Annotated in this window: 12 protein-coding genes; 10 read left to right on the forward strand and 2 right to left on the reverse strand. The window is 51.9% G+C overall.

Translation table 11 applies throughout. The annotated features are described in order from the left end of the window. A partial coding sequence (locus H6F80_RS22340) for an alcohol dehydrogenase catalytic domain-containing protein (RefSeq protein WP_190793734.1) occupies nucleotides 1-571 on the reverse strand: 571 nt, incomplete at its 3' end. Nucleotides 572-999: 428 nt separating this feature from the next. On the opposite strand from H6F80_RS22340, the gene H6F80_RS22345 reads away from it, so the two are divergent. From H6F80_RS22345 to H6F80_RS22355, 3 genes are all read left to right on the forward strand, one after another. Next, nucleotides 1000-1872 (forward strand): S-methyl-5'-thioadenosine phosphorylase, encoded by an 873-nt coding sequence (locus tag H6F80_RS22345; protein ID WP_190793735.1) that lies wholly within the window; start codon nucleotides 1000-1002, stop codon nucleotides 1870-1872. Further along, nucleotides 1869-2951: an Ig-like domain-containing protein gene (locus tag H6F80_RS22350; RefSeq protein WP_190793736.1), complete on the forward strand. Its 1083-nt coding sequence runs from the start codon at nucleotides 1869-1871 to the stop codon at nucleotides 2949-2951. The genes H6F80_RS22345 and H6F80_RS22350 overlap by 4 nt, the downstream gene beginning before the upstream one ends. 116 nt (nucleotides 2952-3067) lie before the next feature. Further along, nucleotides 3068-3616, forward strand: a complete 549-nt coding sequence (locus tag H6F80_RS22355; RefSeq protein WP_190793737.1) for an alpha/beta hydrolase — start codon at nucleotides 3068-3070, stop codon at nucleotides 3614-3616. Nucleotides 3617-3757: 141 nt separating this feature from the next. On the opposite strand, the gene H6F80_RS22360 is transcribed toward H6F80_RS22355, so the two are convergent. Further along, the gene (locus H6F80_RS22360) at nucleotides 3758-3955 is read right to left on the reverse strand and encodes a hypothetical protein (protein ID WP_190793738.1); all 198 of its coding nucleotides are present in this window, start codon (nucleotides 3953-3955) and stop codon (nucleotides 3758-3760) included. Nucleotides 3956-4162: 207 nt separating this feature from the next. Between H6F80_RS22360 and deoC the strand changes: the two genes are divergently transcribed. The 7 genes from deoC to H6F80_RS22395 all read left to right on the forward strand — a co-directional run. Next, nucleotides 4163-4831 carry a deoxyribose-phosphate aldolase gene (gene deoC, locus H6F80_RS22365; RefSeq protein ID WP_190793739.1) on the forward strand — a complete coding sequence of 223 codons (669 nt, stop codon included), beginning with the start codon at nucleotides 4163-4165 and terminating at the stop codon, nucleotides 4829-4831. Nucleotides 4832-4854: 23 nt separating this feature from the next. After that, nucleotides 4855-5790: a DNA repair protein RecO gene (recO, locus tag H6F80_RS22370; RefSeq protein ID WP_190793740.1), complete on the forward strand. Its 936-nt coding sequence runs from the start codon at nucleotides 4855-4857 to the stop codon at nucleotides 5788-5790. An 86-nt stretch (nucleotides 5791-5876) separates the two neighbouring features. Continuing rightward, nucleotides 5877-7493, forward strand: coding sequence for an MFS transporter (locus H6F80_RS22375; RefSeq protein WP_190793741.1), 1617 nt, complete (start codon nucleotides 5877-5879; stop codon nucleotides 7491-7493). Nucleotides 7494-7570: 77 nt separating this feature from the next. Continuing rightward, nucleotides 7571-8722 (forward strand): glycosyltransferase family 4 protein, encoded by a 1152-nt coding sequence (locus H6F80_RS22380; protein ID WP_190793742.1) that lies wholly within the window; start codon nucleotides 7571-7573, stop codon nucleotides 8720-8722. A gap of 443 nt (nucleotides 8723-9165) precedes the next feature. After that, entirely contained in the window at nucleotides 9166-9510 is a 345-nt protein-coding gene (locus H6F80_RS22385; protein WP_190793743.1) for a slr0373 family blue light stress response protein, read from the forward strand. A 143-nt stretch (nucleotides 9511-9653) separates the two neighbouring features. Next, a complete protein-coding gene (gene ycf46 / locus H6F80_RS22390; RefSeq protein WP_190793744.1) occupies nucleotides 9654-11201 on the forward strand; it encodes a stress-responsive protein Ycf46 in 1548 nt (515 codons plus the stop codon). Between the two features lie 165 nt (nucleotides 11202-11366). After that, nucleotides 11367-11695 (forward strand): DUF1257 domain-containing protein (locus H6F80_RS22395; protein WP_190793745.1); only part of this gene is annotated, 329 nt, incomplete at its 3' end.

Here is an 11695-nt window from a genome sequence, read left to right on the forward strand (position 1 = left end):
CTCGGTTGCCCGTGTAACCCAAGCTCAATGCTGCCACAAACATCAGCCCGATCGCTCCATCGCCCAACACAACTACGCGGTCGCCCGGTTTCACATTTGATCGTGCGACGCCATGCAGTACACAGGCAAGCGGTTCAGTCAAAGCTGCCAGCGCATCGGGGAGTCCTTCAGGAATCGGGAGGAGGTTGTCTCGGACGATCGGGGCAGGGATTTTGAGGTACTCGGCGAATGTACCGTTGTTGAAGCACAGGTCAGTGCAGAGGGAATATTCCTGTTTTTTGCAGAAGAAGCACTCGTGACAGGGTGCAGAATTATTTGCCACAACGCGATCGCCCACCTTCCATCCCGTTATGCCTTCGCCCAGTGCCACAATTTGTCCGGCAGCTTCATGTCCAAACAGGGTCGGAGGCTTAAGCATTCGGGCATGACCACCCCTGCGCCAGACTTTGAGATCGGTGCCGCAGGTGGTTGCTGCGTTGACGCGAATGATGACTTCTCCCGGGGCGGGAGTTGGGTCGGCAACCGATTCGAGCCGCAAATCTTCCTGACCGTACAAAACTGCTGCTAACACGATGTTGCTGTCCCAAACACTGAACTTCCTGATTTTACGGGAATTTGGAAAGTACTGAAGCGATCGCAGCGGATATTGGAGGAGTATGAGAGGTACTCCATGCATGATGCAGCAACGCTGGAGAGCAGTGTTTTTTGCGGAATTGACGAACTCTGTGCGGCGATCGCTCTACCAATGCTCGAATCGCTAGATTTAGTCCACCTCACTTCCTTATCTTTGTGAAAGCCGAAATTCCTTCAATCTTCAAAGTTTCCCCGGATTGACTTGCATTTAATTGACCTGATTGATGGAACTAAAACCTTTAACCACCAACAAAACAAAATTGTTGTTACACGGCAACTCAGAATTAATGAGCTAGAGAGGCAGTTCGGACGGTCATCGTCGTAAAATACTCAGGCTTGTGGCAGCAAATAACTACAGGAAAATTTATGGAACCGATCAAAATTGGCATTATTGGCGGCAGCGGCCTTTATAAGATGGAAGCACTCAAGGACGTTGAGGAAGTAGAAATTGACACGCCCTTTGGGAAGCCCTCGGATGCGCTGATTGTCGGAACGCTCGATGGAACCAGGGTGGCATTTCTGGCACGGCATAACCGCAATCACACGCTGACGCCGTCGGAACTTCCATTTCGGGCAAACGTCTATGCAATGAAGAAGCTCGGCGTGGAATATTTGATTTCAGCGTCGGCAGTCGGTTCACTGCGGGAGGAGGCAAAGCCCCTCGATATGGTGATTCCTGATCAGTTTATTGATCGCACTAAAAATCGCGCCTCGACCTTTTTTGGCGAAGGTATTGTGGCGCATATTGCGTTCGGCGACCCGGTTTGTCACAAGCTGGCGGGCGTGTTGTCTGAGGCGATCGAGAGTCTAGACTTGCCCGATGTCACACTGCACCGGAGTGGAACCTACGTTTGTATGGAAGGTCCGGCTTTCTCGACCAAGGCAGAATCCAATCTGTATCGAAGCTGGGGCGCAACGATTATTGGCATGACGAATTTGCCCGAAGCAAAGCTGGCGCGGGAAGCCGAAATCGCCTATGCCACCCTTGCCCTTGTCACCGACTACGACTGCTGGCATCCTGACCACGACAGCGTGACTGTCGATCTCGTGATCGCCAATCTCACCAAAAATGCCGTGAACGCCCAACGAGTGATTCGAGAAACGGTGCGCCGTCTCAGCGAAACCCCGTTTGTCTCTGATGCTCACTCTGCTCTAAAGTACGCCATTATTACGCCCCTCGACAAAGCTCCTGTCGAAACCAAAGACAAACTCCATCTACTATTACAAAAGTACCTATGAATCGCTCATATCTTTTGGGATTATCTGCCATTGGGGTGCTGCTTACCACTTCACCTATGCTGCTGTCTGCGCCAGGAATGGTTCAGCCTGCGCTTGCTCAGCGCGTCGTTGAAGTCACACCGCCCAGCAACAGCACCAACGTTTCGCCCAATGCCTTTATCTCGGGGCAGTTCGACGCCTCTGGGACGATCGATGTCAGATCAGTTCGCATCTTTGTTAACGGCCAGGATGTGACGAGCCAAAGCTCGGTAACGCCCAATTTCTTTACCTACCGTCCTACTCAGAGCTTGCCCTCTGGAGTCAATCAGGTGCGGGTGGAATATCGCAACAACAACGGCGAACAGCGGACGCTTGCCTGGTCTTTCTCGGTGCAGGGGCAGCCGCTTCAGCTTACATCTGTTACCACTAATGCCGGAGTTGCACCGCTGAATACAGGTTCAACCCTGACTGTGACGATCAATGGCACTCCTGGACTGCAAGCCTCGGTGCTGCTGGTTCAGGATGGACGAACCGTACGTGAATTGCCTGCAACGGAGACTTCGTCGGGCGTGTATCGGGTCAACTACACAGTGCAGTCGGGCGATCGCTCAGCGGAAACGGCAATCCTGGCACGTCTGCGTCGTCAAACCCAATCCGTTTATGGGGCAGTGGCTCAGCCTATTGCCTTTAATACCTCGGTCGGAACACCTCCAGGGGGAAATACGGGCGGCAATCCCGGAGGAAATACAGGTGGCAACACGGGCGGTAATACTGCCGAACTTCAACCCCGATTCACCAACTATCAGGACGGCGGACGAGTCGGTAGAAACGGCTTTACGCTGGTGGGTCAAACCCGACCGAATGCGAGAGTTCAGGTAAATATCCTGGGCAGCGCGACCGTCCTCGGCGTTCCCGTAGGTGGGGAAGTGATTGTTGATCGGGAATTTACCGCAGACAATAACGGACGGTTTGAAGTGACAGTTCCGCCGCCCAGAATTGCGGTTCCGGGATTACGCTATCGAATTCGGGCAACGGCGATCGAGGGCAACCAGGCCAGCCAGACGACCGAGATTATTTTGCGCCAGCAAATCGAACGTTAAGTGCGCCAGCAAATCGAACGTTAAGTGCGCCAGCAAATCGAACGTTAAATGCGCCAGCAAATCGAGCACTAGACTGAAACCGCCGCTCAACTTCTGCATTTTCAGGAAGACAAACCATGCCAAAACTCCAATCCCGGATGCTGACCCTGATTGCAGGACTTCTAAGCGCAATCATGCCGCTGGCTGCAACAACTGCACTGGCTGCCGGACGGGTGACGTGGAAGTACAAAATCTTTCGGGGGTCGGTTCCGGTTGAGGAGTTGACGGCTCTGGCGGAGCAGGGTGAGGTATCACCAACGCTGGAAAGGCTGATGAAGCGATCGGGACAAAACCCGACTGATGTGCAGGAAGCCCTGAGCCGGGAGGTTAGGGTCGATCAGGTTACGCTCGATCGCTTTTTGAACAGTCCGCTGGGTGAGGTTACCCTACGGCAGCTAAGTGATTACGTTCATACCCCATCCCGGACGGCCGATACTCAGGCAATGCGGGCGGCTCTCGTTCTATCTGCCAGCGAGGACGATCGAATTAGCCTGATCGAAGTGGTGCAAAATTACCCGGCGGGCGCAGTCGTGGTCGAAGGCGATCGAATTGCAGAAGCCGCCGAGCTGCTAAATACCCTCCAGGGAGGGCTGCAAAATCTCCTGGAGGGCTTTCGCTTATTCTAATTTGCTCGTTTGAACCAGTTTCTCTCTTTGAACTCGTTTCTCTTAATAAGAGCAGCTAGGTAAGAGCAGTCTTGTGCGATCGTCTCCAGCTCCATTTCTGGAGGCTCATTCTTATTGCAAGCTTTTTTACAAGCTTTTATATTAGTAGGCTAAAGTTTCCAGGGTCTCGCGCAGGTAGCGGCTAACGAGCTGGTCAAGGGTCTGCTCAGCAGTATGGAACGTCAGCGATCGTTCTGCCTGCCACCGGTGGAAACCAGAACTGGCTGTAATGGCTTGCTTGAGGTTGTCCCAAATCAAATCATCCGAAAACGAAGCGGGGGCGGACGAAGGAGAAGTCATAGTTACCTGCAAAACTGCTGTGAGTGTGAGAAATAAGGCGATACCTACTCACAGCATAGCGTAGCCCTACTGATTGGCTGTGCTGTAGAACACGGATCTCAGCCTTTTGCAGGGCTTTTTACATGAAACTGGGCAGAATCAAGCCTGAGAAATACAGGCTTCTGTATCTTTTCTGATAAAAGTGATAAGGGAAGCGAAAGGTCCTTTATGGCTGACTCACACCCCGAAATTGATCTCGCTGGCTTTATCGAGCATGCCCTGCTAACTCCAACGGCAACCCCTGAGGATGTCTCACGCTGTTGTGCAGAAGCCGATCGCTATAAGTTTGCGACAGTTTGTGTCTATCCTACCCATGTGAAGCAGGCAGTCGAGATCCTGCGTAATAAGTTTCCTAAAATTTGCACGGTGATCGGGTTTCCGGCAGGTGCAACGACTTCGGCAGTCAAGCTTTATGAGGCTCAGGAAGCCGTCGAAAACGGAGCCAGCGAGCTGGATGTGGTGCTCAATTTAGGCTGGCTAAAGGTCGGCAAAACCAACGAGCTGCACCATGAACTGGCAGAAATCTGTGAGTTAGGCCAGCCTGTGAAGGCAATTTTGGAAATGGCACTGCTGATCGACGACGAAAAAAAAATGGCAGCCGATGTTTGTTTAGATGCAGGAGTGGCTTACCTGAAAACGAGTACGGGCTGGTTTGGCGGCGCAACGATCGAGGACGTTAAGCTGCTTAAGCAGTTCACTAAAGACCGGGTAGGCATCAAAGCAGCGGGGGGAATCCGTACCGTTGAGCAAGCGATCGACCTGATTGTGGCAGGCGCAACCCGGTTGGGCACTTCGCGAGGCGTCGAACTCATGCGCCAACGCGATACCCTGAAGTAGGGGAGGCGACACGCGGAAGGACTATGAGCGGAACCTACAAGGCGATCGGAATTAATCTCAAGAGTACGCCCCTGGGTGAGTCCGATCGGCTGCTGACGATTCTGACCGAGGAATTGGGGCTACTGCGAGTGGTCGCGCCTGGTTCACGCAAGCATAAGTCCAGTTTGGGTGGACGCAGCGGCTTATTTGTGGTGAATAATTTGCTGATTGTCAGCGGCAAGAATTTAGATAAAGTGATTCAGGCAGAAACCGTCGAGTCGTTTCCCGGGCTGAGCCAGGATCTGAAAAAGCTCACAGCAGCTCAATATCTGGCGGAGCTTGCCCTCTATCAAGCTCTCAGCGAGCAGTCTCAGGCAGATTTATTTCACTTGCTGTGCGAACATTTGACCCGACTGGAAACGCTATCCGGAATTGTGACGCTGCCCTGTCTGGTTCACGCCATGTTTCATCTGCTGGCCCTTGCCGGAATTGCGCCTCAGGTGTTTCGCTGCGGTGTCACTCAAAAAGAAATTACTCCTGATTTTTCTGACCCAGATTGGCGCACGGGCTTTAGCAGTGTTGCGGGTGGTGTGGTGCTGCTGTCGGAGTTGGCCAATCTGCGTCTCGACACGGCTCCTCCGCGTAAAGCCCCGTCTGGTGCGCCGAAGATTCTTTCAGATCACCCCCACGAGGGAACTGCTTCGCATCGCACTACAAATTTCACCCAAACTCCCCCAGAGCTACATGCCCAAATCACTGCGATCGAGCTATACCTGCTTCAGCAGTTGACGAAACCCGACTTGCTAGAAACACTGATGCAGGCTGACCCTCCCGCCTTTGCTTCTAATCAGATTTGGCTTCCCATCGAGCGGATTCTGCGTCACTATGCTCAATATCACTTTGACCGACCGATTCGCTCGGCTACCCTGATTGATCCCTGTTTTGCTCCGGCTAGTGACCTTTCTCTCCAGAAACTATGATGCGATCGTTTGACAATCTCCCAACTTCAGCGTCCATTTCTCGATCTAATCCGCTTAATCCTGGGATTGGAGAAGGGTGTGGAGGCATGGCAGCGGACTCAGGACAGTTGGGCCTGGGACAGCCGCATCTGGGACAAGTCAACCGTCAGAATTCCAGTCCTTCTTCGTCTCGGCTACCGGACTATGTGCTATGTGCCGATGGAGACGATCGTTTTGATCCATCTGCTGACCTCGGTGTCATTTCGCAGTCTACCGTTTCGGACTCGTCGCAGAAAACCTGGGACGGTCAAACTCACCTCGGTCGGTCTGAGCAGGGAAACAAAGCAGCAGGAAATCACTTAAACGGCTCCAATGGTACTGGGGGGAACGGCAACGGTTCTCATGGCAGCGATCAGAGCCAGCAGGCAACCGCTTCGGAGCCGGGATTGGTGCCCGTGCTAAAGAACCGCGCCTTCCTTACCCTTTGGGGCGGGCAGGTGTTTTCTCAAATTGCTGACAAGGTTTATTTAGTGCTGATGATCGCTCTGATTGCCAATCGCTTTCAGGCAGCGGATCAATCGATTAGCGGTTGGGTATCATCGCTGATGATCGCGTTCACGATTCCCGCTGTACTGTTTGGCTCGATCGCTGGGGTTTTTGTCGATCACTGGCGCAAGCGGGCAGTGCTGGTATCCACGAATCTGCTGCGGGGCGGACTGGTGCTAAGTGTGCCGTTTCTGCTCTGGATTTCGCAGGGCTGGAGTGCTTTGGGCGGTCTGCCTGTAGGATTTTTGATAGTGCTGGGCGTGACGTTCCTGGTCTCAACGCTGACGCAGTTTTTTGCTCCGGCTGAGCAGGCAGTGATTCCGCTGATTGTCGATCGCCGTCATTTGCTCTCGGCAAACTCGCTCTACACCATGACGATGATGGCATCGGTGATTGTGGGATTTGCCCTAGGAGAACCTTTGCTGGCTCTGGCAGATATGATTGCTGCACCGATCGCCGCTCAGTTTCACCTGCCTCCAGCGATCGGGAAAGAAGTTTTAGTAGGCGGCAGCTATGTGATTGCGGGACTGATGCTAATCTTCCTGCAAACGAATGAAAAGACGATCGACTCCGACGAATCCCTACCTGATGTCTGGAATAACATTCGCGACGGGTTGCGCTATCTGAAGGAGAAGAGCCACGTTCGGGCAGCCCTACTGCATTTGGTAATCTTGTTCTCGACCTTTGCGGCTCTGGCGGTGTTGGCAGTGCGCTTGGCAGAAGTCATGCCGGAAATCAAATCTTCCCAGTTTGGCTTTTTGCTGGCGGCTGGCGGCGTAGGAATGGCGATTGGGGCAGTGGTGGTCGGACAATTTGGGCAGCGGTTTACGCGCAGTCAGTTGAGCCTGTATGGGTCGATCGGCATGGGTGTTGCGCTTGCCCTGATTGCGGTGACGGCTCATCGTCTGATCATTATGCTGCCGCTGCTGGTGCTGCTTGGGTCTTGTGCGGCGATTGCCGGAATTCCCATGCAGACCGCTATTCAGGAAGAAACCCCAGAAGAGATGCGCGGCAAGGTGTTTGGGCTACAAAACAATGCTATTAACATTGCGCTGAGCCTGCCGTTGGCATTAGCAGGGGTAGCAGAAACATTCTTTGGGCTGCGGGCAGTGTTTCTGGGACTAGCCGTGCTGGTAATCGGGGGTGGAACGCTCACCTGGTCAATTTCTCGGAAGTAGAATGTTGCAGAAGGGACAGGACACACTAAAATCCTTAATACAAGATTTAATGATCCTGATTAAGTGAATCCTGTTGAATGCACATTGCCTGGATAGGAAAGAAATCTCCGTTTTGTGGCAACGTCACCTACGGTCGAGAAGTGACTAACGCGCTCTTAGACCGAGGCTACCGAGTCAGCTTTCTCCATTTCGCCCAAGAAGAGACGGGCGTGACGAACGAATGGGGAGATTGCCAGGAAGTCTCGATTCCTTTTCTTTATAAGTCCCAAATCTATACCATTCCTTCGCCGAAATCGAGTCGGGTGCTGACCGAAGCACTTCGCCAGCTAAAGCCCGATCTAGTTCATGCGTCGCTCACGCTGTCGCCCCTCGACTTTCTGCTGCCGGAAATCTGTCAGGAGCTAAACTTACCCCTGGTTGCTACCTTTCATCCCGCCTTTGCCCGTAAAGCGAGAAATTTTACCTCTGGGACTCAGCACCTTACTTATCAGCTTTATGCCCCTTCGCTAGCAAACTACGATCGCACGATCGTCTTTTCTAAGCTTCAGCGCGATCTGCTCATTCGTCTGGGGGTTCCCAAGCAGCGGCTTGCCGTAATTCCAAACGGTGTGGATGCCGACAAATACTCGCCTGGGCTGTCCAAGCTAAAAGCAGAACTCAAGGCACAGCGTATCTTTGTTTATCAGGGGCGCATCTCGGTCGAAAAGAACGTCGAAGCCATGCTGCGCGCCTGGAAGCAGGCAGAAATGAACTGCTACAGCAAGTTAGTGGTCGTAGGCAATGGTCCGCTGGCTCCGTCTCTTATGAGTACCTATGGCGAGGAGCAAGGTGTTATCTGGTTAGGCTTTGTAGCTGACGAGCGGCAGCGAATTCAAATCCTGCGCGGCTCGGATGTGTTTATTCTGCCGTCTTTGGTGGAAGGGCTATCTCTGTCGCTGCTGGAAGCGATGAGCTGTGGGGTTGCTTGCCTTGCCACTGATGCGGGTGCAGATGGTGAAGTGCTGGAAAAAGGCGCAGGAGTGGTTCTCAGTACGCAAAGAGTTGCGACTCAGCTTCAAACGCTTTTGCCCCTATTCCAGGATCACCCAGAACTGACCATGCTCCTGGGGCGCAAAGCCCGTCAGCGTGTTCTCGATCGCTATACCCTCAGCCAAAACATTACCCAGCTTGAGGTGCTGTATCATCAGGTGCTTCAAGAACAGCGCGTCTATCTCAGCAGTTCAAGCTAGCGATCGGCTAGATAGACACAAGGAATGCTCATACCTAAAGGCGGCTAACCTTAGAGCGGCTAATTTTTAAGCAGCTTACTTTGGATTCTTGCCTGAATTTTCCCAGCACACCGATATAGAATCATTTCCACCAAACTATACAGAGAGCCAGCCTTTTCTAAGTTCAAAATGGAAAGGTAAGGCTGGTCGGGTGGAGTTGATGCTTCACGATTTATAGGAGTTTCTATTTTTAGAATTCCTGGTTAAATCAGAGCAATATCACTCGGTCGAGAGATGATTTTTTGAACTTTTGAGGTTGGGAAATGGTTGGTTTTCAAGCACTTTTGGGTTTATGTTAAGCGATGTAACAATAATGCTGTCATGACAGCAAGCCGTCTTGACAGTACCTGTTTTGCCGTTTATCGTGTCATACATACCCGGGTATTCAATAAATAGTCGTTGTTATGCAAGACAAGCACAAAGTTACGCTATACCTTCCTCCAGACCTGCACCGCCAGCTCAAAATTCGTTCCGCAGTTGAATTAGAGCCGATGTCCACAATCGCAGAGCGTGCAATTGTTTTCTATCTCACTCATTCTGAAGTAGTTGATGAGGTAGAAGCAGCTCACGGGCAAACTCACCGGGTTTACAGTTGCCCCGAATGTGCAAGTTTGCTCGTTCTGAAAGAGGGAGAGATGGCGGCTCTGAGCGGTCAAGCGGAGATTCCGTTAGACGAAGAAGCATCGGTAGAGCGACTTCCAAAGGGTTCTCCCGATCAGCGAGGCGAGGGCGAACTGGTTCCCTGCTAGGTTCTTCTTGTTATTAAAAGTTTGCTTGCTTCAGTAGTTTTGATTTGAACGTGAAATTGTCTTTTTCAGCGTTGGACTTCTGTTACCCAGTTTGGCAGTTGTCTACTCCTGACATCTGCACCGTCTCTTAATAGGTCATGGTTATGAAAGAAGAACTTAATATTCTAGTTCAGGCTCAATATCCTCTGATCTACCTCGTCACGTCTGAGGAGGAGCGGGCAGAGCAAGCAATTTCATCGCTGGTGCAGACAAAGCCATCTCGAAGAATTTTTGTCTGGACGATGACTCACGGAATTGTTGAGTATGGTCAACCCAGAAATGTTACTCAGCACAATACCGTTGCTCCTGAAGCGGCGATCGAGTGGGTAGTACGTCAAAAGGAACCCGGTCTCTACGTCTTTAAAGATTTGCACCCGTTCCTTGATTCGCCTGGTGTCACGCGCTGGCTGCGAGATGCGATCGCGAGCTTCAAGGATGCCCAGAAGACAATTATTCTCATGTCTCCAGTACAGACTGTGCCGATTGAGCTAGAAAAAGAGGTGGTGGTGGTAGATTATGCCCTGCCTTCTCTGGAAGAGCTGAATCAAGTACTCACTCATCAACTAGACCAAATTCAGCGTGAGCAGCGTGAGCGGGCTCGCCTGGGTCGCCCTGACCCGACTCGGATTTCGACCGAAGCGCGTGAGAAGCTGCTGAAAGCAACGCTGGGTTTAACTCGCGATGAAGCTGAAAAAGTCTATCGCAAGGCATATGTAATGTCTGGGCGGTTGACGGAGACTGAAGTAGATATCGTTTTAACTGAGAAGAAGCAGCTTATCCGTCGCAATGGCATTCTGGAGTACATCGAAGAAGATGAAACCCTAGATGCGGTTGGCGGACTAGAGGAGCTAAAGCACTGGTTGCGCCAGCGATCGAACGCCTTTACCGAGCGGGCAAGAGAGTACGGATTGCCTCAGCCAAAAGGGATGCTGATTCTGGGTGTTCCGGGCTGTGGAAAGTCGCTCATTGCAAAAACAACTTCCCGCCTCTGGGGTCTGCCGCTGCTGCGGTTAGATATGGGACGAGTTTACGATGGCTCAATGGTGGGTCGATCAGAAGCAAATTTGAGAAATGCGCTAAAAACGGCTGAGTCAATCTCCCCAGCGATTCTGTTCATTGATGAAATTGACAAAGCGTTTGCAGGTAGTGCAGGGTCAGCGGATTCTGATGGAGGTACTTCCAGCCGGATCTTTGGTTCTTTCCTGACCTGGATGCAGGAAAAGTCATCGCCTGTATTTGTAATGGCAACGGCAAACCGGGTTGAGCGTTTGCCTGGAGAATTCCTCAGAAAAGGACGATTTGACGAAATTTTCTTCGTTGATCTGCCGAACAATGAGGAGCGCAAAGAGATTTTCAAGATTCACCTGTCCAAGCGTCGGCGCGATATTAGCCGCTTTGACCTGGATCAACTGGTGAAGGTTTGCGAAGGGTTTTCAGGTGCGGAGATTGAGCAGGCACTTGTTGCTGCAATGTACGAAGCATTTGCCCAGGATAGGGAATTCACCCAACTGGACATTATTGCAGCGATTCGAGCCACGATGCCGCTCTCCAAGACCATGAGTGAGCAGGTGACTGCCCTGAGAGATTGGGCAGGACAAAGAGCAAGACCTGCTGCTTCTTCAGTTGCTGAATATCAGCGGCTGGAGTTCTAACAAGCTTTCTCTCCTGGTTCCCAACAGGCGAGGAAAGGCTAGCAACAGAAGCTAGCAGTCTAGTCCAAAGAGCCGTATCCGTTGGCATTCCAACCGCTTAGCGATCGGCGTAAACACTTCCTAACGTTTGTCGTTTCTCTCAACTTCTCTACAGGAGGAAATCCAATGTCTCACTTTAGCACTCTGCGTACCAAGATCACCGAATCTGAAATTTTGAAGTCCTCGCTGCGGGATCTGGGTATCTCCGTGAAGACGGAAGCTGATGTACGTGGCTACAACGGTCAGCGCGTTCGTGCAGACATCGTTGCTGTTTTGGATGGCGAGTATGATCTGGGCTGGTCTCGCAATGCAGATGGTTCTTTTGACCTGATTGCTGATCTGTGGGGTGTTGCTAAGAAGCACAACCAGACCGAATTGATTAACTCGATCAACCAGAAGTATGCCGTCAACAAAACTTTGGCAGAAGTCAAGCAGCGCGGCTTGCAGAATGCCAA

The organism is Leptolyngbya sp. FACHB-711, from assembly GCF_014695615.1.
Classification (GTDB): Bacteria; Cyanobacteriota; Cyanobacteriia; order Elainellales; family Elainellaceae; genus Leptolyngbya_A.